The following is a 23,374-nucleotide window of genomic DNA, read 5'->3' on the forward strand; positions in this document are numbered from 1 at the left end:
TATAGGAAGGGAGTTATACGTGTTTCACACTCGTGAAATACTTGAGATATACCTATTCCGTTACACGATATAGACCCAAGATTAGCCATATAATGTTAGCGGTTTCAAGTGGTTTGCAACTGACCCATGAAATTGTGATCTAGCTGCCATGCAATCATCCAGCTTGACATTCTGCAGCTGGCAACCGATATAGCGATTATTGGTAGTTGCCGCGTGAGCAACGCTTTTCAAACAAAAGCTAATCGAAACAACTTATTTATTGTTCGAGCCAATTTAACACCGGATCTAATTAGACCGGCATATTAAAAACCAAGTTCCCATTTCACGCGGGGTTCTGTCGGGTAAACGGCAAATGGACATCCGGTCCGTTTGTGAGCTTCATCCCGCAACCGCAAGAGACTGTATGAGCACTCATTGGTGTTGATGCTTTCTAATTGTATTCGGCCGCATTTGCGCGCCGATTTGAAAGGTATGTCATTTTGACAAACGAACACGCAACGACTTTTGCAGACTTAGGTCTTTCAGAGTCGATTACAAAAACACTAAGCCAGCTTGGTTATGAAACACCAACGCCAATTCAGGAGCAGTGTATTCCGCTCATCCTGAAGGGCCATGACATCATGGGCTTGGCACAAACAGGTACTGGCAAGACAGCAGCTTTTGGCCTGCCTCTTATTGAAAACTTGATCTCGGTCGGCAAAAAGCCTGAGCCAAAAACATGCCGTGCGCTCATTCTTGCGCCTACACGCGAACTCGCAAACCAAATCAACGCCAATTTGCGTTCATATGTGCGTCACTCGCATCTACGTGTGCAAGTTGTTGTTGGCGGTGCGTCAATCAACATTCAGGCGCGTAACCTTACACCTGGCTGCGATATTCTTGTTGCAACACCGGGTCGCTTGCTGGATTTGATCGAGCGTAAAGCGGTTAGTCTGAACCAAGTTAAATATCTCGTCCTCGATGAAGCCGATCAAATGCTTGATCTGGGCTTTATTGTGCCGCTCAAAAGAATTGCAAAAATGCTTGCTGTGCCACGCACAACGCTTTTGTTCTCTGCAACGATGCCTAAACAGATCAATGATCTGGCTGGCGCATATTTGAATGAGCCGGTTCGAGTACAGGTTTCACCTCCAGGTAAAGCTGCTGATAAGATCACGCAATCTGTGCATCATATTTCAGGACGCTCTAAGGCTGACTTGCTAAAAGATTTGCTAACAGCGAAAGGCGAGGGCTTGTCGCTTGTCTTCTCACGCACAAAACACGGCGCTGAAAAGCTAAAGCGTCATTTGGTTGAACGTGGTTTTGCTGCTGAATCAATTCACGGCAACAAAAGCCAAAATCAGCGCGAACGAGCAATCAAAGATTTCAAATCTGGCAAAGCCCAAGTTTTGGTTGCGACGGATGTTGCAGCACGCGGTATCGATATTTCTGGTGTTTCCCACGTCTTTAACTATGACTTACCGGAAGTTGCAGAAGCTTATGTGCACCGGATCGGCCGTACAGCACGTGCTGGCGCGGAAGGTCAGGCTGTTGCATTGTGTGCACCTGATGAGATTCATCTGCTTCAAGCCATTGAAAAGCTGATGGGCATGAAAATTACGATTGCAAGCGGTGAGGCTCCACCTGCTGGCTTTAAGCCTGAGAAAAAAGGACGTGGCGGAGCGCCAAGCGGTCAGGGTCGCAAACGCTCTGGTGGCGCTCAAGGTCATCGCGGCCGTCGCAGCGTTGCTGACATTGGTGCGCCAGGTAAAAGCGGTGAGCAGGGTGGCGGTGACGCTCAACCTAAAGCAAAAAGCAAAAAGCGCGTAAGCCAAGGTAAACGCTTCAAGGCTGCTGATCCAAATGGCGGTCCTTCACGTTGGGCACGCGGCGAGAAACGCAAAAGCAAAGTTGCTTAATTCTTAAGAATTGAAGACAAATAAAAACCCCGGAAGCCTAAATGGTTTCCGGGGTTTTGTTTTAAGAAAAGTGCAGTTTAAGCCGCTTGGCCTAAACGCTTTGTCAGGAATGGCGTTGCGTCTTTTCCTTTGAGCGATTTTGCTGCAGCCAATACGGCCAGATCAACGAACGGTTCAATAACAACAACCAGCATGTACGCTGCGCCGAATGAAGCAACCGAAGAAATAACGCCGAAGCCTTGGCCGTAAATTGCCCAGAACGCGACCCAGGCTACGATACCCGCCTGATAGGCAGTAGAAAGCGCAAAAGCCTGTTTATAGGTAATGTCCACATAGGCTGTTTTTGGCGCAATGATTTTCTTCGCAAGAGCGCTAATCGCAAACAATGGTACGAGTAATGTTGTCAGGTTGACGGCATACATTGGCAAATCGCTTGGCGCGAACAACATCCCTTGAACCAAAAGACCAAGGGCAAGACCGATGGCAGCAGGGCCAGCACCAAGCATGAGCAATATTGTTGAGCCAAGAATGAAGTGTACTTCTGAAACGCCAACCGCAAAATGTGGAAGCACTTCAAAGAAGATAAACACTGCAAGCGTTGCAACAACAGAGCGAAAAACGAGGCCGGTTACACCACCATCATTTTTGATCGCATCCCATGCGAATTTAAGGCCAACACCAGCAGCAGTCGCAGCTGTCGCGTAAGCAAGAGTCATTTTTGCCGCGTCAACGACACCAGGTTCAATATGCATTTTATATCCTTCTGCACCCATCGTGCGAGTTAGTTTCACTATATCGGGCAGGTCTCCTGACTCACGCTTCACTGCTTGTTGCCGCCTTCCCAAGCTTTCGCTTAGTGGCATAGTGGCAGCAAGCTCAGCGCTTACAGTTGCGAGGGCAGTTACGGATCAGGCCCGCATTGGGTTGTCCCTACCGTATTCCCTTTTAATCCCCTTAGGCTTTGCCGTTCGAGAACCCGATATCAGGACATTATTCGCATATTATACTTTTGACAATTGTCCGTCTGAGACATTCCTTCGCTAAATATGTCAGGCACAAAAAAGCCCCGAAAGCGAAGAGCTTACGGGGCTTTGATTGAAAGTATTACTAATCAAGCAGCTTGATCAGTTTTTTTCGCATAGGGGTCAAACCGCGAATAGAATGTCTCGCCAGCTTTTGCCATATCGGTCAGCAATTTGGGTGCTTTGAACTGCGGTCCATATTTCTTTTGCAGCTTTTTAGACAATGCAACAAATTCCTCAACGCCCATGCCGTCAATGTAAGACAGTGTGCCGCCGGTATATGGTGCAAAACCAAAGGCTAGGATCGAGCCAACATCGGCTTCACGCGGGTCGGTGACAATGCCTTCACCCATGACGCGTGCTGCTTCCAATGCGATAACAACGAGGAAGCGCTGTTTTAGCTCTTCAAAGTCAATGTCATCGGCATTTTGCTGCGGATAAAGCGTTTTGAGTTCAGGCCACAGATGCTTTTTAGCTGGCTTGTCAGGGTAGTCGTAGAACCCTTTGCCGTTTTTGCGCCCATGACGACCATGTGTATCAACCATCGTGTTCACAAGCTCGATATGGCGCGGATCAACCACGCTTTCACCGAGATCTTTAACGGTTTGGTTAAGGATCTTTTGGCTAAGATCAATCGCTGTTTCATCGTTTAGCGCCAGCGGGCCAATTGGCATGCCAGCCAATTTAGCAGCATTTTCAATCATTGCTGGTGGAACGCCTTCGGCAAGCATATTGTAAGCTTCAGACATGTATTTCAGCACACAGCGATTGACGTAGAAACCGCGTGTATCGTTGACAACGATTGGCGTTTTCTTGATTGCGCGAACGAAATCCATCGCAACAGCCAGCGCTTTATCACCTGTTTTCTTACCCATAATGATTTCAACAAGCATCATCTTGTCGACAGGTGAGAAAAAGTGAATGCCGATAAAATTCTTGGCGCGTTTTGAATTTTTCGCCAGATCAGTAATCGGAATAGTCGATGTGTTTGACGCAAAGATTGCTGTCGCTTTCATGGTGTCTTCGGCAGCTTCTGTCGCAGCTTTTTTCACGGCAGAATCTTCAAACACCGCTTCGACGACAAGGTCACAACCATCAAAGTCCGCATAATCTGCCGTTGGCGTGATAAGCGAGAGGAGCTGATCTTTTTGCTCCTGTGTCGCACGGCCTTTTTGCATGGCTTTGGTGATCAAGTCTTCAGAATGCGCTTTGCCTTTTTCTGCAGCTTCCATGTTGCGGTCAAGAAGCACAACAGGAATGCCTGCTTTCGCCGTTACATATGCAATGCCAGCACCCATAAAGCCTGCACCAAGAATACCAATTTTCTTGAACTTCGTATCCGGTACACCTTCAGGGCGGCGGGCGCCTTTGTTAAGCTCTTGCATAGAAACAAACAGCGAGCGGATCATCATGCCAGCTTCTGTCGTTTGCAAGACTTGTGTGAAGTAACGCTGCTCAATTTTAAGCGCTAGATCGAACGGCACAAGCAGGCCTTCATAAACACATTTCAGGATCGCTTGAGCGCCCGGATAGTTCATGTGAGTTTCGCGGCGAAGGATAGCCGATGCGGCAGGCCAAAGTTGAGCGCCAGCAGGTGAGTAGATTTGACCGCCTGGCAATCTAAAGCCTTTTTCATCCCATGGCTGAACCGGTTTCAAACCATCAATAATCATCTGTTTTGCAGCAGAGATCAGGTCGCTTGCAGGAACAACTTGGTGCACAAGGCCCATTGCTTTGGCACGTGATGGTTTCAGGTTTTGGCCTGTTGTCATCATTTGAAGCGCGTCTTGAGCGTTGACCAAGCGAGGAACGCGCTGTGTGCCGCCAGCACCTGGGAAAATGCCAATTTTAACTTCCGGCAATGCCAGTTTCACTTTTGGTGAGTCGGATGCAACACGGCCGTGACACGCAAGAGAAAGCTCTAACGCGCCGCCCATGCAAACGCCGTTTATGGCTGAAACCCAAGGTTTGCCGCTTGTCTCCAACTTACGGAAGATACGGCTCATCTCGCCTGCACGGTCAAACAGCTTTTGCGTGCCAGCTTCATTGTCGCCGCTCGCTTTAGCTTCTTGTATCGTGTCAAACATCTGTTTGAGCAGCGTGATATCCGCACCACCAGAAAAAGAACCATCTTTACCGGATGTGAAAACTGCGCCGCGGATACCATCATCTGCGGTTACCTGATCAATAATTTTGTCAAGTTCGACCATCGCCTCTTCGGTGAAGACGTTCAAAGACTTGTCAGGCATGTCCCAAGTTACGAGCGCAATGCTGTCTGCATCCGTTTCGACTGTGAAATTTTTATATGTCATAGTGTCTCTCCCAGCCCTTAAACACGTTCAATAATAGTTGCAGTGCCCATGCCTGCGCCAATGCACAGAGTAATAAGCGCTGTGCTTTTGTCGCGCCGTTCCAGCTCATCCAGAACAGTGCCGAGGATCATCGCGCCAGTTGCACCCAGTGGATGCCCCATCGCAATCGCGCCACCAGCAACGTTCATTTTGCTATGGTCGATTTTAAATGCCTGCATGTAGCGAAGAACAACGGCAGCAAAAGCCTCGTTAAGCTCAAACAAATCAATATCATCGATTGTCATCTTAGCTTTTTTCAAAAGCTTCTCAGTCACATCAACAGGACCTGTCAGCATCAATGTCGGATCAGAACCGATATTGGCAAAGGCTTTGATCTTCGCGCGTGGCGCTTTGCCGATCATTTTAGCTGCTTTTTTCGAGCCAAGCAGAACGCCAGCAGCACCATCAACAATACCTGATGAGTTGCCTGCATGGTGAACATAGTTGATACGTTCAATTTCTGGGTGTCCAGCAATACCAACAGCATCAAAACCGCCCATTTCGCCTTGCATAACAAAGCTTGGGTTTAACTGGCCAAGAGACTGCATGTCTGTGCTTGGACGCATATGTTCGTCTGTCGCCAAAATTGTCAGGCCGTTCTGGTCTTTGACCGGAATGACAGAGTTTTTAAAGTGACCTTTTTCCCAGCTTTCCGCAGAACGCCTTTGGCTTTCTACTGCATAGGCATCCACATCATCGCGGCTAAAGCCGTATTTGGTGGCGATCAAGTCAGCAGAAACACCTTGCGGCATAAAGAATGCAGGGATGTTAACCGAAGGGTCCATATACCAAGCGCCGCCAGATGCGCCCATGCCAACGCGTGACATGCTTTCAACGCCGCCAGCGATAACAATATCATCGGCACCTTGCGCAATTTTAGCAGCGCCAAAATTCACAGCATCGAGGCCGGATGCACAAAAACGGTTGATCTGCATGCCGGGCGCTTCTGTCGCATAACCAGCTTCAAAAACAGCTGCGCGAGCAATGTCGCCGCCAGCCTCATAAACAGGGTCAACACAGCCAAAAATAACGTCATCTACTTTGGATGTGTCGAGTTCATTGCGGTCTCTAAGTGCTTCAAGAACCTTTGCGCCAAGGCGCGGTGTTGGTACTTCATGCAATGAGCCGTCTTTTTTGCCGCGTCCGCGCGGTGTTCGCACTGCGTCATAAATAAAGGCATCAGCCATTTTATTTCTCCCGTTTGCCTGCGATTTTCAGGACTTGTGATCGAAAATTGAATTTGGCGGGGACGTGCCCCGCCTTTCTATTGGCGCTTAAAACGCATCTTCCGGTATAGCCATCATGCTATCGGCACCGGTTGATATGCGCGCAAGATGCGCTGATGTTTCCGGCATAACCCGATCAAAGAAAAAGCGTGACGTTGCAATCTTGTTGTCGAAATATTGCTTGTCGCCAGCACCTTCCGCAAGCTTTTCCTGCGCTGCTTTTGTTTGCAATGCCCACATGTAACCAAGTGCGACCAAGCCAAACATATGCATGTAATCGTGTGAACCAGCACCCGCATTGTCAGGCTTTGCCATTGCATTTTGTACAAACCACATCGTGGCTGACTGCAAATCGTTAAGGCCTTTTTTCAAATGCTTTGTAAAGAATGCAAGATTTTCGTCTTCACGATTGTCTTGGCAAAAATCACCAACTTCTTTGAAGAATGCCTGAACGCCGCGTCCACCATTCATGCCAAGCTTACGGCCCACAAGATCAAGCGCCTGAATGCCGTTTGCGCCTTCGTAAATCATGGCAATACGCGCATCACGTACATATTGGCTCATGCCCCATTCTTCAATGTAGCCGTGGCCGCCATACATTTGTTGAGCCATGACCGCATGCTCAAAACCTTTGTCCGTCAAAACACCTTTGATAACCGGCGTAAGCAAGCCCATCATTTCTTCGCTTAGTGCAGCTTCTTCTTTATCTTCAGAGCGGTGTGCCACATCAGATTTAAGCGCTGCCCATAGGATGAAAGCACGACCAGCTTCGTTAAAGGAGCGGATTGTCATCAAATTACGGCGTACATCTGGATGCACGATAATCGGATCAGCTTTTTTGTCTGCATGCTTTACGCCAGACAATGAACGGCCCTGAATACGGTCTTTTGCGTAGATAACAGCGTTCTGATAGGCGACTTCCGAAATCGCAAGGCCTTGAAGTCCAACACCCAAACGCGCTTCGTTCATCATGATGAACATAGCTTTTAGGCCCTTATGTTCTTCACCAACAAGTGTGCCAACAGCATCGTCATAGTTCATCACACAGGTAGAATTGCCGTGGATGCCCATTTTTTCTTCGATAGAACCACATGAGACACCATTGGTATCGCCAACAGAACCATCTTCATTGATTGCAAATTTAGGAACGATGAAGAGCGAAATACCTTTGACACCTTCTGGCGCGCCTTCGATGCGGGCAAGAACCAAGTGAATAATATTGTCGCTCATGTCATGTTCACCGGCAGAGATGAAAATCTTCTGGCCTGTGATTTTGAACGTGCCATCGCCTTGCGGAACAGCTTTTGTGCGTAGCAAACCCAGATCCGTGCCGCAGTGCGGCTCGGTTAGGTTCATTGTGCCGGTCCAGATACCTTCAACCATTTTAGGAAGGTATGTCTGTTTTTGTTCGTCAGTTCCGTGAACGTGAATAGCTGCCATCGCGCCTTGTGTAAGGCCAGGATACATGGCGAATGCCATGTTTGCGGATGATAGATATTCACTGACAGCGGTATGAAGAACATAAGGAAGGCCTTGGCCGCCATATTCAGGGTCAAAGCCCAAGCCCATCCAGCCGCCTTCTTTGTACTGAGAAAAAGCCTCTTTGAAGCCTTTAGGCGTTGTTACGCTGCCATCATCATGGCGGATACAGCCTTCTTGATCGCCTACTTGGTTGAGCGGAAAGAATACTTCTTCAGCGACACGGCCAGCCTCACGTAGAACCGCCTCAACAATATCAGGTGATGCATCGGCAAAGCCAGGCAAATTGTTAAAACGTTCGTATTTTAAAACATCGTTCAATATAAATAGGGTGTCATCAATGGGTGCGCTGTAGCTCGGCATGTTTCCTCCAACCGTGGGCTAGTGCCTTAAATTCGGCATCTGAATTTTAGTTCAAGGTTATATATCAAATTTTGACGTTTGCGTAAACGTCAAAATTTGCGTGTGGGAAACATTGTACACTAATCTGACTGCGGGGCAGATTAAAATATCGGGTTAAGTGGTTTAGGTTCTCGGACATACGAAAAAAACGCAGCACATTTCTGCGCTGCGTTTCGTAGTGGTAAATTGGTTTTGTTGCTAAGTGTGTGTATTAAATCGTCAAATATGCGAATGACGCTTATTTTTTCTCGGCTTCCGCCAGCATGTTACGAAACGACACAATCGTTTTTTCTAGTTCGCTAATTGATGCATCAATTTGATCGCGCTCTAGCTGCAGTTTTGTAAGCTGCTCTTCGCCTTTTTCCAAGGAGACTTTCAACTGGCGTACATTGCCGGATTCAGGATCATAAAGAGCCAGAATTTCAGCAACATCAGCCAATGAAAATCCGAGACGTTTACCCAAAAGAATTATTCTCAAGCGAGCGCGGTCGCTACGAGAGTAAATTCGGGTGTTGCCGATGCGGCGTGGTGCCAATAGTTTCTTGTCTTCATAGAAACGTAGTGTTCGCAAAGTAACATCAAACTCTTCTGCGAGTTGACCAATACGGAATGTTTCTTCCGGATTGTTTTTGTCGAACCGTTCAAGCCCGTTCATAAATGCTCCATTTCGCACTGACGTGCATATTATTATTAAGGCCAAATAAGCTCTATTTGCCTTCAAATGTGGTTGGGATGGTCTTCTAGGTTTTTGCAGCGCCTAGAACAAGTAAGCTACTCCCTCTAAAGGTTGTTGGGTAAATTGAAAGTTACGTAATATTACGCGCTGTTACATTTTGGGTGGAAAATGCAACTTAGATGCCTAAACATGGTAAAAATGTTGAAAATATTCCAACAGTTAACGCGTTGTTTACCACGTTCGTTAAAAAGTTAACGCGCGGCACTGTGAGTCGATAAACGTTCGAGCCTTTTGTGGACATATATCGAATCGCACGGAATTTGCTCCGAGTTTGCCAAGAAGTTAACAAGAAGGCGCCAAAGGGCTGCCTTCGAGGGAAGCGGAAACATTATGGTCAACCGGCAAGATGATACGAACACTACGCTCAATCGCTTGAACGAAGCTCTCAGCAGTCTTGAGGGACGTTTACATGCTGCCAAGCAGCACTCAGGGCATGGGCAGAGCGCTAGATCTGAATCAAGTGAAATGAGCGATCTTGCTAAAATCAGGGCGCGGCAAGCTGCTCTGTCTTCATCTGGCCGTCACGCTCCTGCACATAGCGTCCCCACGCAGGCATTACCGCGTGATGCAGCGATAACCGCTGATCAATTACGCGCTGAACTTGATACAATTCGCAAAGAAATGGAACGCGAGATGAGCGGCAATTTTTCCGCAGGCTTCCAAACATTGCGTGACGATTTGCATGGTTTGAAAAGTTCCGTATCGACAGCAGGGCGTGATACTGCCGGTTCGGCTGCAGCTGGCCAATTGCGCTCAGATATCGCCTCATTGAAGGAAGATGTTGCACGCCTTGCACGTCAGGACACATTAGAAGAATTGCTGGACCGTTGGAGTGTTGTTGAGCGAGAAATCGCAAATCTGCCGCAGACACTGGGTTCGCGCGATGATCTTATGCATATGGCTGAACGCCTGGATCATGTGCAAAACGCATTAAACACGCTTCCACAGAGCAATGATTTGATCGCGATGGAAGAGCAAGTGCGCATGCTTGCCGTTGCAACCGAACGTATGGCGGAAAACGCTGGTGGTTCGCATTTGCCAATCGAGGGACTTGATTCCAGATTGGATGAGATTAGCCGCGCTGTTTCCGCGATACCGACCTCTCAGCCAAGCATGCCAGCGATGGATGCGGGTGCATTAGAACGTATCGAAGCGCGTATTGCACGCGTTGCTAAGATGATTGAAGAAGCGGAAGTCGCCGTCAATCCAAACGCTTTTGACGCGCAATTCTCTGAATTAGCCAATAGATTAGATGTTTTGCAGCAAGAAACATCGAACCTAAGGCAGGAAACGCGCTCTTCTTTCTCGCATGGTGCCATTGAGGCATTAGAAGTACAGATTTCTGGATTGTCAGCACAGATTGGTGCGGGCGGTAATGCGCGCAGTGAAGAAGTCAATGCAATCAAAGAGCTTGATGATCGCCTTTCTTATATCATTGAACAGGTCACACAAACTGCAAACCAGCAAGAAGAAACGTCACGTACTCTTGTGTCATCATTTGATGGCCGTATGGCAGAATTGTCCAGCCGCATTGAAGCCAATGAGCAGGGCGCAACGTCAGTGCCATCACTTGATCACATGGCCAGTCGCTTGGATGAAATTGCAGAAATGCTTGCATCAGGTGGCGGCGCGCAACCAGCACTTAACATAACCAATCTGGAAGCCCAGATTGCCGAACTCACAAAGAGCTTGAACACTGGTGCAACAGCGTTTGATGAACAAAGCTTGCTTTCAACGGCGCGTCTTGCTGCAGAAGAAGCCATTGCACGCGTCGGGGAATCGGGTGCAGCTAATGAAACATTGCATCATCTAACCGATGACTTGAAGATGCTTGAATCATTGGCGCGCGATAGTGATGATCGCAATAGCCGCACATTTGAAGCTATCCATGACACTCTTTTGAAGGTCGTAGACCATCTGTCTGGTTTGGAAGAGAAAGTGAGTTTTGCTCCTTCTGAAACGGCAAGATCGCAGCGCGTTGAATTGCATGATGCACCGCCGCTACAACCAGATGATGCTGATGGCCAAGATATTTCTTTTGGGAATCGAAACCGTGAATATGCCGATGAAGGTGTGTTACACGTAGCTGAGCAAACCCGCCGTCAAGCAAAGCCAGCCGCAGTCGCTGCAGCTGAAGCAGCGATGGCTGCGGTAAATGAAGGCAAAGCGCCGAGCGTTTCTCTCGCCGGCGAGCCGCAACAAGCCGAACAGCTAGAAAAAAGTAAGTCACTGCTGAAAGGCATGGCTCAAAAGCTGCGCCGCGGTGCGAAAACAGCAACACCTGTTGTTGACCATCATGATTTTCCAGAAGAGCCCACTATGGTTGAGGAGCCATCTGGCGAAATTGGTGTGCCTGTTTCTGATGAGCCGATTGAACCTGGTTCAGGAAACGCTGATTTAAGTGCAATCATGCGCCGTGTGCGTGAAGAACGTGCTGGCACAGTGAGCAATGGCTCACCTGCACCTATGCCAGCCGATGATGCCGACAATGGAAAGTCCGACTTTATTGCCGCTGCGCGACGTGCAGCGCGTGCTGCTGCTGCTGATGCAACAGTCGGCAGTCGCTCCGAGATGGGTAAAGGCGGGGATACTAAATCGTCGCTCGGTGCCATGCTTGCATCACGTCGCAAACCAATTTTGATGGGGGCAGGTGCAATCTTGCTCGCATTGCTGGCGTTTCCTTTGATTAAAGGATTTGTCGCACCAAGCGATCCAGTTGAAGTTCAAAGTGTGCAAGTTCAGCCAGAGCAAACGCTAGAGGAAGACGTTGCTAATACAGATGGTGAAGAAGAAATTCTTGCTAATCTTGAAGCGCCGAAAGTTCGTGATGTGTCTGAACAAGCAAGTGTTGAGGCAGATATTATGGGCGTTGGTGAACAGGACGAACCAATAGATATCGCTGAAGACGAAACAACTGATCTTGATGCTGAAAGTCAGGAAATTGTTGAAAACGACCTGACGCTTGAAGATATTCCAGAAGCTATTGGCCCTGTGGCCCTGCGTGAAGCAGCTGTAAATGGCGATGCAAAAGCTCTTTATTTGGTTGGTGATTATTATTTTGGCGGCGTTGCAGGTCAATCGGGTAACGATTTAAGCAAAGCGCTAGAGTGGTATGAAAAATCTGCCGATCTGGGCTACGCACCGGCACAATACCGTATTGGTAACTTTTATGAAAAGGGCTTTGGCGGTACACGCGATCTGACCAAAGCAAAAACTTGGTATCAGATGGCAGCTTCACAAGGCAATGCAGCAGCAATGCATAATCTTGCAGTATTGCTGGCAAACGGACCTGATGGCACGCCGGACTTTGCGTCAGCAACACGCTGGTTCCAAAAAGCTGCCGAGCTGGGTGTAAAAGACAGCCAGTTTAACCTCGGTATCCTTTCTGCGCAGGGTAATGGCATCGAGCAAAATCTAGCTGAATCGTATAAGTGGTTCTCTATCGCTGCAAAAACTGGCGACAAAGATGCAGCCACAAAACGAGACGAGGTGGCAGAAGCGCTGCGTCCTGAACAGTTAGAAATGGCGCGCGGTGCAGCGGAACTCTGGAAGAAAAAAGAGATGGTCGAAGAGGCTAACTTTGTAGATATTCCGGATGCTTGGAGCACTGATGCGGCTCAAACTGCTGCAACTGGCCCTGAACTATCACCAGCGGAAATGAAAAAAGCCGTTAGTAATATTCAAGCGATCCTAAACAAAAGTGGCTATGATGCAGGACCTGTCGACGGCGTCATGGGCGGCAAAACGATTGAGGCGATCCGCGCCTTCCAAAGCGCCAATGGCTTGAAACCAACAGGCGAAGTTACGCAGGAACTGGTCGCTAAATTGCTTGAAGTCGCTGAAAAGAAATAAAGCTTCAAAACAATCTTGAAAAGGCAGTGCTTAACGGCGCTGCCTTTTTGTTGGACCTTTGAAAAGCTTGAAGTTGCGACTGAATGGTTCAGCGCCGCAAGCCAATAATATTCTCAGATGAAATCGGAAAAATTTTATCTTTTCCTTGCATATAAGCGCGCAAGCTGGCGCTATGAAACAGACCGCCAAATGCACGGTTCGCAAGGTTGAGACCGCCAGTTAAAACTCCAAAAGAAGGCATGATCATTCGTGCGCCATCGCAGGCAAAGCAAGCACGGCGGACTCTTTTGCCGCGCACTTGAATTTGAGCGCAGGGGTGCAAATGTCCCGATATTTCATAGCCTTTGTATGAAATATCAGGAATATGGCGCAGCACGATTTTGCCAATTGCCAATTCCTCAAAGCATTGTCCAGGAAGGTGGCTTGGCGGGGAGGGGTCATGGTTGCCCGTAATCCACACCATTTGGCGCTCATGTGTCATGGCCTGAAGCGTTTCTAAAGTACTATCGCTCAAGCGATGACTTGCTTCATCATCGTGAAAGCTATCACCAAGACTGATGATAATCGAAGGATTATACTTGTCGACCAGTGCGGTTAACCGTGCAAGCGTGGCCGCTGTATCATAAGGCGGTAAAAACTGACCGCGCCGCGCAAATGAAGAACCTTTCTCAAGGTGAAGGTCAGCAACAACAAGCGCATTGATGCTCTTGATAATCAGAATGCCAGCTGGATCTAACAGCAGTGCGTCGCCGCCAAATGTGATTTCAAGCGGCCGTCCAGCCTGTGTGTCCTTTATTGTTTTAAGTCCGCTACGCACAAAAATTCCTAAAAATCGACGCCCATTGCTTCGCGTACAATATCATCACCATTCATCGACACTTCTTCCATTAACGCATCGCTGGTTTCATCGGATGCTATAGATTCCTTGCCGATTTCCAGCATCACTGGAACTGCCAAGGGAGAAATTCGTTCCAGATTCTTATGCACGATTCGCCCCTTGATACGCGATAGCAAAGAGCCAACCCGCGCAACATCCAGAAAACCTGCCCGCGCATCATGGCGTGTTGCCTGCATTAAAATATGATTAGGGTCGTGACTGCGCAAAACATCGTAGATGAGATCAGCTGAAACTGTAACTTGCCTGCCGGACTTTTCTTTGCCGGGGTGGCGCTTATCAATAAGGCCGGCAATCACGGCGCAGTGGCGGAAAGTGCGTTTAAAAATGAAGCTTTCATCCAGCCATTCTTCCAGATCATCGCCAAGCATGTCTTCATTAAAAAGTTCGTTGTGCGACATCTTTCCTGATGCAATCATGGCACCGAAATCTTTCATTCCCCAAATGGCAATCGCATAATCGGAAGCAACAAAACCGATCGGATGCGCGCCAGCACGTTCCATACGGCGCGTCAGAAGTATGCATAGGGTTTGATGAGCGAGCCGCCCCTCAAATGGGTAAGCAACCATATAAAACCGTTCGCCGCGCGGAAAGGTTTCAACGAGCATTTCGCCCGGTTTAGGCAGAACTGAAAACTGTTTTTGGTAGCCAAGCCACTGCGACACTTGTTCGGGTAGCTTGTCCCAGCTTTCAGGATTGTCGATCATCTTTCTGACCTGTTCAGACAGATAGGTCGTGGTCGGAAATTTGCCGCCTGCATAGGCTGGAATTTTAGCATCACTAGATTGAGCGTTTGATACGAAACATTCGTTTTCGCGGATGCCTTCAAAGCGAAGAACCTTTCCAGCAAACAAAAACGTATCGCCTTGCGTCAACATTTCTAAAAACAGCTCTTCGATCTTGCCAAGCATTGGGCCGCCGCGCATTGCTTGATTACCAGCTAAGCCTGATTTTCCGCGGTTGCGTGTCATACGAATATTGAGCATGGGCGCTTCGATAATCGTACCGGCATTTAAACGGTATTGCTGCGCAACAGACGGATGTGTAATGCGCCACGAACCGTCAGCAGTTTCGCGAATACGCGCATATCGATCATAGCTACGAAGAGCATAACCGCCATTGGCAACGAACTGCAGGCATTGGTCAAACTGCTCGCGCAAAAGCCGTGCATAGGGTTCTGCCGAAATCACTTCTTGATAGAGCGCGTCAGGGAAAAATGGTCCCGAACACGCAACGCCCAAAATGTGCTGACATAAAACATCAAGCGTGCCGTCACCAACAGGCGGCGTGTCCTGCGCGCCGAGATAATTAGCATCAAGCGCTGCCTGACATTCCATGACTTCAAAGCGGTTGGCAGGAACAAGTATTGCGCGTGATGCTTCATCCATACGGTGGTTTGCACGGCCAATGCGCTGGGCAAGGCGGCTTGCACCTTTGGGCGATCCGACATGGATAACAAGGTCCACATCGCCCCAGTCGATACCAAGGTCAAGCGTGGAGGTCGCAACAACGGCGCGCAAACTATTGGCCGCCATTGCTTGTTCAACTTTGCGCCTTTGGCTGACATCAAGAGAGCCGTGATGCAGCGCTATCGGTAGGCTATCTTCATTGATCGTCCACAATTCGCGAAAGATAAGCTCGGCTTGGCTGCGGGTATTAACAAAAATCAGCGTGGTTTGATGTGCCTTAATCGCATCCAAAACACCTTGCATGGCATAGCGCGCTGAATGGCCAGACCAAGGAATGCGTTGTTCGGTCTTCAAAATTGTAATGTCTGGCTTTGCGCCGCCATCAACTGTGACAAGTTCGCTGAGTGGTTTGGTTCTGCTGTTTTGCGGTACAAGCCACCGACGCAAATCGTCAGGATCAGCCACGGTTGCAGACAGGCCAATCGTTTGCACGTTGGGCACAAGCTGCCAAAGCCGTGACAAGGCCAACGATAAGAGGTGGCCGCGTTTGGATGTAACCAGCGAGTGCAATTCATCGAAAATAACATAGCGCAAATCACCAAAGAAACGGTTGGCATCTGGATGACTTATGAGAAGCGAAAGTTGTTCTGGGGTCGTTAGCAAAATATCAGGCGGATTGAGTTTTTGTCTTTGTCGTTTTGATGTTGGGGTATCTCCGGTGCGGGTTTCAACGCGCACAGGAAGATCCATTTCGCTCACCGGAGCACTCAAATTGCGTTCAATATCGACCGCGAGCGCTTTGAGCGGCGAGATATAGAGCGTGTGGATTCCGGGCTTGATTTGCCCCGTTTTGGGCTTTGGGCGCCGCGTTATATCAACCAACGCAGGCAAAAAACCAGCCAGTGTTTTACCCGCCCCTGTTGGCGCTATGAGAAGTGTTGATTGACCATTTTCGGCATTGCTGAGAAGTTCGAGCTGGTGCGCGCGCGGTTGCCAGCCCTTTTTTGAAAACCAATTGATAAATTGCGGCGGCAAATTGAAGGCTGCGCTGTCATTCTTTTTGCTGTGTTCAAAAAGGTTCATAAAACAGAGATAAGGCGAGAATGATCAAACGCCAAGACTAAAGAACTTTGTTTGGTAGGGTGGAATTCAACGGTCATAGTATCAAGCTTGCATTGCAGCTTGTTGGTCCTTATTTATCAGGGATAGAAAAGGCTGGATAATGCAAACAAATAGATTTTTAGGCGATACTGTCGGGCGCACTGTCATCAAACTGTTGGTGATCTCTGTGCTGCTTGGCATGGTCATGAGCGTGTTTAATATTGCGCCATTTGATGTGCTGTACGGTATTCGCGATTTCTTCGTGCGTCTTTGGGAAAGCGGTTTTGCTGCACTGGGACGTTTCGGCGATTGGTTGATTTTGGGCGCGAGCATCGTCATTCCGGTGTTCATTCTTATACGCGTACTGAACTACCGCAGGAGTTGAGCTTGATTTCCCGCCGTGCATTTGTGTTGAGTCTGCCGCTTGTTAGCATAATGCCTACAGCGGCATTGTCCGATGCCAGACGCTCAAGTGTCATTATTACTGGCCAAGCGATGGTCTTGGTCAATCGTTATCGCGCTTTGAACAACAAAGAGCCGTTGATTGTTGACGCGCGTGCCGAACGTGCAGCTTTACGCCATGCTGAAGACATGGCGCAGGCAGGTGCTTTAAGCCATGCTAATTTTAATGAGCGGCTATCTGAAGCGGAAATCACTTCACCCTCTGCTGAGAATGTCGCCGTTGGTCATGCTACGGTCGCGCAAGTGATCGACGCATGGCAAAAATCAAGCCAGCATAGTCGCAATTTACTAGGCAACTATAATCGTTTTGGAATGGCCGTTGCGCGCAATGCAAGTTCTGGAAATCGTGCCTATTGGGCGATGATCTTATCTGAATAGTTCACCTAAAAGACAAACTCTGTCGCAACGCGGTGTAAAATAGCATGGCGTTGTGCCAGTGCTTCAATGTCTTTTGAGTAGCCGCCGCCAATAACACCGCATACCGGAATGCCGCGCGATCTAAAATGGGAAATAACCAGCCGTTCGCGCTGTTCAATGCCAAAATCTGTCAGCGCTAACCTTCCCAGTTGATCATCTTTATGAACATCAACGCCCGCATTGAAAAAGACAATATCGGGATGGATTTGATTGCGTAATTTTTCCAGCGTCAGTGTCACTGTTTTCAAGTAAGCATGATCCTCCATGCCGTCAGGTAGAGGCACATCAAGATCAGATATTTGTTTGGGATGCGGGTAATTGTTTTCTGCGTGTAGTGAAACGGTAAAAACACGGGGCTCGTCTTTGAAAATCTCTGCCGTGCCATCGCCTTGATGCACATCTGTGTCGAACACCAATGCGCTCGATATCTCACTTGATTCTAAAAGCAGCCGTGCGGCAACACCCACATCATTAAATGTGCAGAAACCAGCACCCTGCTGTGAGTTTGCATGGTGGCTGCCACCAGCTGTATTGCAAGCAATACCAGCTTCTAATGCGAGACGCGCAGCCATGACGGTTCCCGTTGTTGCGCATTGTGCACGCACAATAGCTCTTTCAGTCATTTCAAAGCCAACAAGCTTTTGAATGTGAAGCGGAACATCAAAACCATAGACTTGGTCAACATATTCAGCGTCATGGGCCAGTTTTACCCAATTTATGGGCGCAGGGGCAGGAACGTGGAAACTATCTTTTGTTGCCAAACCATCGCGCAGAAGGACATCGGCCAAGAGCTTATATTTGCTCATAGGGAAGCGATGCCCTATGGGAAATCGCGCGTCATAGGCGGGAGAATGAACAATAGGTAATGTCATGCCAAGCACATAGCTTTCGCGTGTAAAATTGCAATGAGCGCTGGTCATTATCTGTCATTGGTTTAACTTTTACGCTCAATACAAAGATGAGTCGGCAGTATAATGACCACAACAACGCCCAAGCTTAATATCACAAACCGTATGGTGCTTGGCATCGCTGTGCCAATGACGATTGCATTTTTAACAGTGCCGCTTTTGGGGCTTGTTGATACTGCGATTGTAGGCCAGTTCGGTGATGCTGCGCTGATAGGCGGTTTGGCTGTCGGTGTGATCATCTTTGACATCGTTTTTACAACATTCAATTTTTTGCGTACCGGAACAACTGGGTTTATCGCACAGGCCTTGGGGCGGGGCGATGAGCGTGAGCAACAAGCGTGGTTTTGGCGCGCTATAATTACCGCTGCAATGATTGGTGTGCCGGTTCTGCCGCTTTCGCCTTTCATTCGCGAATTGGGACTGTATTGGATTAGTCCTGAAAGCGGTGTGCGAGATGCTGCAACGACTTATATGGCAATTCGTTTTTTAGGCGCGCCCTTTAGCCTGATAAATTATGCAATACTTGGAACGCTGCTTGGCCAAAACAGAGCTATGGCAAGCCTGGGTGTCCAGTCTGTCGTTAATGGCTTAAACATCGCTTTATCAGTCTTGCTTGGCCTTGTGCTTGAGTGGAACATTGTGGGTGTTGCTTGGGGCACAGTGATCGCAGAAGCGACAGTGGCGCTCGGCTCTTTTATCTGGCTGTGGCGTGGGTTTGATCAAAGCCAAAAACCAACATGGAAGGAAGTTCTGGACCGGTCGTCTTTGCTCAAAATGCTCAATGTCAATCGCGACATCATGATCCGTTCTTTCGCTCTCTTGATCGCATTCTCTTTGTTTGCGCGGCTTGGTGCCAATATGGGAACGGTAACGCTGGCAGCGAATGCAATATTGCTTAATTTCTTTTTCGTTTCATCGTACTTTTTAGACGGTTTAGCTGCTGCATCTGAACAATTAGCAGGTAGAGCAATTGGCGTGGGTTCGCGTTCTGCGCTGTGGCAAGCGATAAAGAAATCATGCGGCTTTGGTTTTGCATTATCCTTTTTCGCAGCGGTGCTTTTGTTGATTTTTGGAGATCAATTAATCGACCTGATGACGACAGCTGAAGATGTGCGCATCATTGCAAAAACATATTTGCCTTGGGCCGCATTAACCCCGCTAGCAGGCGTATTGGCTTTTCAAATGGACGGTGTTTTTATCGGCGCAACTTGGTCGGCTGATATGCGAAACATGATGTTGCTGTCACTCGCAGTCTTTGCTTTTCTTTGTTATACGATGCCCGCAATTTGGGGCAATCACGGCTTATGGCTAGCGCTTAATGCGTGGTTGTTCTTGCGTGGTGTAAGCCTGCTATTCGTGCTGCCTAAACGGGTCGCAGAGATTTGACCGAAATTTAGACAGTACGCGCTGCCCACTCTTCAAGCTTGCGATCACGCAATTGGCTAATATGGGCAAGGCCCAAATGATCGAGCTTTTGGCTCAAGCCACGGTTGATTGCATTGGCGATTGTTGGTCCTTCATAGACCATGCCCGTATAAAGTTGGATGAGGTCCGCGCCGGCTTCAAACTTATCCGCAGCGCTGTCAGCATTATGAACACCGCCAACACCAATGATGGTAAGGTCTTTGCCTGCCCTTTGCCGCGTTTTTGCAAGCATAATCGTTGAGCGTTCGTGCAGAGGTTTGCCTGATAGGCCACCAACTTCAGTATTGGGCTTTTGCAGTACCGAACGGTCAAGTGTCGTGTTGGACACAATGATGCCGTCGAGCTTTTTATCCAGCACTTCGGAAACGATATCATCGAGATCTGCTTCAGTAACATCAGGTGCGATTTTCAAAAACACAGGCACAGTGCGGCCAAATTCCTGCGCCTTTTCTGCACGGATTGCCATGATGCGGCTTAACAGTTCGGCGAGCTGGTCTTTCGCCTGCAAATCACGAAGGCCTGGCGTATTGGGCGATGAAATATTGGCCGTAAAATAGCTTGCCACTCCATAGAACTTTTCAATGCCCAGCACATAGTCGTTAAAACGGTCGTCGCTGTCTTTGTTCGCGCCAACATTGACGCCGACAAGACCTGTTTGAGCGCGCGCTTCAAGCCTCTTGAGTGCTTCCTCATGGCCTTGATTATTAAAGCCGAGGCGATTGATAACCGCTTGGTCTTCCACGATGCGAAAAATACGCGGCTTAGGATTTCCAGCTTGCGCAAGCGGCGTAATCGTTCCGACTTCGGTAAAGCCAAATCCAAGTTTAAGCAGCGCGTCGGGCACTTCAGCGTTCTTGTCTAAGCCTGCGGCAACACCAACCGGATTAGAAAATGTAAGGCCAGCGATAGATTGAGAAAGACGCGGATCACTGTGGATTTTGCCGCCGGAAATAGCGCCAGTTTTCAAACTCTTTATGGAAAGGCCATGAGCGGCTTCTGCATCCAATAAAAACGTGGCGGGCCGTCCAATTGCTTTCCAAAACTGCTTTAACATAAACTGTTTTAACCTTCGAAATTCTCTGGAAAAATATGTAACTGATTATCATCAAGCGGTAATTCAGCAGCCCAGATGACAGCGTTTAAATCGAGCTTGTCATAAAGGTGAGGGAACAGAGCATTGCCGCGCGAGACTTCATATTTAAGTTTGTCACCCAAAGCAGCTTCATCAACCGCAATGAGCAAAAGCGAATCTTGACCTGCAAAATGCTTGGCAGCCGTTTCGCGGACAGTCACAGCCGTCGAAAAATGAATGTACCCATCGGCAAGATCAATCGGAGCACCTTCAAAAAAGCCGCTTTTTTCAGCTTTTTCCCATTGGTCCCGTGTCGCGATTTTATAAATCAATTTCTGTGTCATGGGCACCTTTTATGGTCATTTCCCTGCTGTTGAAAGAGGACTGCGACGAGATACACGGATTATTGTCTAAATTCTGTCGCCTTGTAAGGATATGTGTCAGATAAGATAGTTCAGTTTCAAAAAGGGGCCATTATGATTTACCTGAAACAAATGATGACAGTCACAGGCATATTGACTGCCTTAATGTGCACGAGTGCATCGGCGGAAGGTCGCTATGTCATGGTGAAAGTCGATAACGGCTATGTGCGCATGGACACTCAGTCCGGTGCCATGTCGATGTGTCAGACACAAAATGACCAGATCATTTGCAAAATGGCTGCCGACGAACGTGCCGCTTTTAATGAAGATATTTCAGCCCTTGAAGATCGGGTAGCCGCTCTTGAAAAGAGGCTCTCAGTCGGCACCCCTTTGGCTAACAAAGAAGGTTTGCCAAGCGAAGAAGAGTTTGAGCGCGGACTTGGCTATATGGAAAAATTCATGCGCCGGTTCATGGGAATTGCCAAAGAGTTTGATGAGCCGAAAGCCGCGAACTAATTACGCAGATGCAGGCTTTGCTAAAACCTGCTCGATGATGTGTAAAACCTCGGCGCTTTCATCAAGCGGCATCACCGGATGTTCGGGTGATTTTTGCCCGAGCGCAGCCTGAAATGCGGCGGCTTGAAAATTAAGCCCGTGACTTTGCCGCGTAAATGTTTTGCGTGTTCCGCCCTGCAAAGAAAATTTGTTTCGAAGACGATTTACGAAGCTGCCGCTTGCTGGCGGTAAATGGCTTTGAGCGCCATGCCAGATGGTTGTTGAATCCGTGCGCAAGAAATGCCGATCAATCCGCAGCGCTCCTTTTTCGCCATATATGTCAAATGTGTTGCCCTGTTCTGGCCCAAAGCCCACATTGATCGTAATGGGCACAGCGCCGGATTTTAAATGGAGTGTCGCTGACTTGTTGACGCCATTGGGGGCAGCTTTCCACTCACTTGAAATCAATTCCAGCTCACCAAGCAAATATCTTGCCAGTGAAATCGGATAGACACCCAGATCATGCAGAACGCCGCCGCCCAAGGCTGGATCGTACAACCGATCAGATGGATCATAGTCGCGTTCGAAATAAAGACTTACCTCAGCGCGTTTTATTGCGCCAATATCGCCTTTTTGCAAAATAGCCTTGGTAAATTGCACGGCAGGTAGAAAACGTGACCATAGTGCTTCCATAACCAAAACATTGTGCTCGCTGGCGGCGGTTTTGATTTCTCTAACTTCGCTCGAAGTCATGGCGATGGGTTTTTCAATCAGTACTGCTTTGCCAGCTTTGATTGCAGCCAATGCCTGCTCGCGGTGCGCAATATGCGGGGTTGCAATATAAACGATGTCCAAATCTGGCTGCGCGAGAAATTCCTGCAAGTTGTCATAACTATGCGCGAAAGCGAGTTTTGATGCGAAATCATTGGCGTTTTCTAGCGTGCGGGAGAATATAGCTGCCTTTTTTGCGCCTGCTACATGACTAAGATCACTCGCAAATTTCTGGGCGATGGCCCCTGTGCCAATGATTCCCCAGTTCCACATTTGTTTATTAGCTTCAGTCATGGCTTTTCCCGCAAATATTTTGGCTATGTTAGGCTGCCAAGGTCAACAAATTGCAAAACTTTCTGCATTCGTGCTGAAAGACTGTATTTTCTTAAATGTTGCGGCTGGACAGAGTAAAATTTAGTGCTATAACCCGCCCACCTCACCAGCCAATCGGCTGAGTAGCCCGAGTAGCTCAGGGGTAGAGCAGCGGATTGAAAATCCGCGTGTCGGTGGTTCAAATCCGCCCTCGGGCACCACAACAAACCCAATAAAAACAACGACTTACAGGTTCCGGATTTTTAATAGTCCGTTTTCCTATGTTGCGCTTTGTTGCATCTGGTTCCCCTTGATTTCCAAGGGTTTTCAAATGGACACCGCAAATCCATGCAACATATATGCGACATGAATCAGTCGTACCGATATCGGTACAACTAAAATTCAACTGTGTTGATATCAACACGGTTGGTGGGCTTGCCATTGCTTGCGCTGTAATTGTCCATCAGATATTGCTTGTTCATTCGCTATTTGAAAGAGAACTAATGACTGACAATGACAGACCAGCTAACGGCGAAGAGCTAGACGCTATATTAAAGCAACTTGCAGAGATTTCGGCTATTGCCTTCTCACTCAAGCACGATTTGTCGCCACTGACGCCTGAGGACATACAAATGGGAGCTGCACCATTGGACCAAGGGCAAATTCAAGGGGCATTAGACGACATTCAAACAAGAATTGCATTTCTCGTAATGAACGACCTAAGAGCGACCAGCGAAGAGTGGTATGCAGCGAATGATAATGTTCAATAGTAAGAATAA

At 48.3% G+C, this 23,374-nt stretch carries 18 protein-coding genes, 1 tRNA gene and 1 riboswitch; of the genes, 8 read left to right on the plus strand and 11 right to left on the minus strand.

The window, feature by feature from the left end; translation table 11 throughout:
• Positions 1–479 precede the first annotated feature (479 nt).
• On the plus strand, positions 480–1,898 hold the full coding sequence (locus N530_RS0101965; RefSeq protein ID WP_035266217.1) for a DEAD/DEAH box helicase: 1,419 nt from the start codon (positions 480–482) through the stop codon (positions 1,896–1,898).
• Between the two features lie 77 nt (positions 1,899–1,975).
• Here N530_RS0101965 and N530_RS0101970 read toward each other — a convergent pair whose 3' ends face one another.
• The 5 genes from N530_RS0101970 to N530_RS0101990 form a co-directional block, all read right to left on the minus strand.
• Positions 1,976–2,650 (minus strand): energy-coupling factor ABC transporter permease, encoded by a 675-nt coding sequence (locus tag N530_RS0101970; RefSeq protein WP_026479319.1) that lies wholly within the window; start codon positions 2,648–2,650, stop codon positions 1,976–1,978.
• 28 nt (positions 2,651–2,678) lie between these two features.
• A riboswitch (cobalamin riboswitch) is annotated at positions 2,679–2,893 on the minus strand.
• A gap of 116 nt (positions 2,894–3,009) precedes the next feature.
• On the minus strand, positions 3,010–5,232 hold the full coding sequence (locus N530_RS0101975; RefSeq protein ID WP_026479320.1) for a 3-hydroxyacyl-CoA dehydrogenase NAD-binding domain-containing protein: 2,223 nt from the start codon (positions 5,230–5,232) through the stop codon (positions 3,010–3,012).
• A 17-nt stretch (positions 5,233–5,249) separates the two neighbouring features.
• Positions 5,250–6,458: an acetyl-CoA C-acetyltransferase gene (locus tag N530_RS0101980; RefSeq protein ID WP_026479321.1), complete on the minus strand. Its 1,209-nt coding sequence runs from the start codon at positions 6,456–6,458 to the stop codon at positions 5,250–5,252.
• 87 nt (positions 6,459–6,545) lie between these two features.
• Positions 6,546–8,339 (minus strand): acyl-CoA dehydrogenase C-terminal domain-containing protein, encoded by a 1,794-nt coding sequence (locus tag N530_RS0101985; protein ID WP_026479322.1) that lies wholly within the window; start codon positions 8,337–8,339, stop codon positions 6,546–6,548.
• A 277-nt stretch (positions 8,340–8,616) separates the two neighbouring features.
• Positions 8,617–9,033 (minus strand): MerR family DNA-binding transcriptional regulator, encoded by a 417-nt coding sequence (locus N530_RS0101990; protein WP_018688731.1) that lies wholly within the window; start codon positions 9,031–9,033, stop codon positions 8,617–8,619.
• 411 nt (positions 9,034–9,444) lie between these two features.
• On the opposite strand from N530_RS0101990, the gene N530_RS0101995 reads away from it, so the two are divergent.
• Entirely contained in the window at positions 9,445–12,966 is a 3,522-nt protein-coding gene (locus N530_RS0101995; RefSeq protein ID WP_026479323.1) for a peptidoglycan-binding protein, read from the plus strand.
• A gap of 88 nt (positions 12,967–13,054) precedes the next feature.
• On the opposite strand, the gene pdeM is transcribed toward N530_RS0101995, so the two are convergent.
• Complete coding sequence (gene pdeM / locus N530_RS0102000; protein ID WP_026479324.1) at positions 13,055–13,783, minus strand: ligase-associated DNA damage response endonuclease PdeM; 729 nt, start codon at positions 13,781–13,783, stop codon at positions 13,055–13,057.
• An 8-nt stretch (positions 13,784–13,791) separates the two neighbouring features.
• Positions 13,792–16,353, minus strand: coding sequence for a ligase-associated DNA damage response DEXH box helicase (locus N530_RS0102005; protein WP_026479325.1), 2,562 nt, complete (start codon positions 16,351–16,353; stop codon positions 13,792–13,794).
• A 139-nt stretch (positions 16,354–16,492) separates the two neighbouring features.
• Between N530_RS0102005 and N530_RS0102010 the strand changes: the two genes are divergently transcribed.
• Positions 16,493–16,756 (plus strand): DUF6460 domain-containing protein, encoded by a 264-nt coding sequence (locus tag N530_RS0102010; protein ID WP_026479326.1) that lies wholly within the window; start codon positions 16,493–16,495, stop codon positions 16,754–16,756.
• A 2-nt stretch (positions 16,757–16,758) separates the two neighbouring features.
• Positions 16,759–17,211 (plus strand): CAP domain-containing protein, encoded by a 453-nt coding sequence (locus N530_RS17265; RefSeq protein WP_051540702.1) that lies wholly within the window; start codon positions 16,759–16,761, stop codon positions 17,209–17,211.
• Positions 17,212–17,216: 5 nt separating this feature from the next.
• Here N530_RS17265 and N530_RS0102020 read toward each other — a convergent pair whose 3' ends face one another.
• Positions 17,217–18,122, minus strand: a complete 906-nt coding sequence (locus tag N530_RS0102020) for a histone deacetylase (RefSeq protein ID WP_026479327.1) — start codon at positions 18,120–18,122, stop codon at positions 17,217–17,219.
• A gap of 102 nt (positions 18,123–18,224) precedes the next feature.
• On the opposite strand from N530_RS0102020, the gene N530_RS0102025 reads away from it, so the two are divergent.
• Positions 18,225–19,544 (plus strand): MATE family efflux transporter, encoded by a 1,320-nt coding sequence (locus tag N530_RS0102025; RefSeq protein ID WP_026479328.1) that lies wholly within the window; start codon positions 18,225–18,227, stop codon positions 19,542–19,544.
• A 7-nt stretch (positions 19,545–19,551) separates the two neighbouring features.
• Here N530_RS0102025 and N530_RS0102030 read toward each other — a convergent pair whose 3' ends face one another.
• Together N530_RS0102030 and N530_RS0102035 are read right to left on the minus strand one after the other, a co-directional pair.
• The gene (locus N530_RS0102030) at positions 19,552–20,637 is read right to left on the minus strand and encodes a quinone-dependent dihydroorotate dehydrogenase (protein WP_026479329.1); all 1,086 of its coding nucleotides are present in this window, start codon (positions 20,635–20,637) and stop codon (positions 19,552–19,554) included.
• Between the two features lie 8 nt (positions 20,638–20,645).
• Positions 20,646–20,999, minus strand: a complete 354-nt coding sequence (locus N530_RS0102035) for a DUF952 domain-containing protein (protein ID WP_026479330.1) — start codon at positions 20,997–20,999, stop codon at positions 20,646–20,648.
• Between the two features lie 132 nt (positions 21,000–21,131).
• Between N530_RS0102035 and N530_RS0102040 the strand changes: the two genes are divergently transcribed.
• The gene (locus N530_RS0102040) at positions 21,132–21,533 is read left to right on the plus strand and encodes a hypothetical protein (protein ID WP_051540703.1); all 402 of its coding nucleotides are present in this window, start codon (positions 21,132–21,134) and stop codon (positions 21,531–21,533) included.
• On the opposite strand, the gene N530_RS0102045 is transcribed toward N530_RS0102040, so the two are convergent.
• A complete protein-coding gene (locus N530_RS0102045) occupies positions 21,534–22,577 on the minus strand; it encodes a Gfo/Idh/MocA family protein (protein WP_026479332.1) in 1,044 nt (347 codons plus the stop codon).
• 164 nt (positions 22,578–22,741) lie between these two features.
• On the opposite strand from N530_RS0102045, the gene N530_RS0102055 reads away from it, so the two are divergent.
• A tRNA-Phe gene (locus tag N530_RS0102055) sits at positions 22,742–22,816 on the plus strand.
• 282 nt (positions 22,817–23,098) lie between these two features.
• Positions 23,099–23,365, plus strand: coding sequence for a hypothetical protein (locus tag N530_RS18975; RefSeq protein ID WP_155851896.1), 267 nt, complete (start codon positions 23,099–23,101; stop codon positions 23,363–23,365).
• Positions 23,366–23,374 lie beyond the last annotated feature (9 nt).

The sequence above is a fragment of the Ahrensia sp. 13_GOM-1096m genome (assembly GCF_000620605.1).
GTDB lineage: Bacteria > Pseudomonadota > Alphaproteobacteria > Rhizobiales > Rhizobiaceae > Ahrensia > Ahrensia kielensis.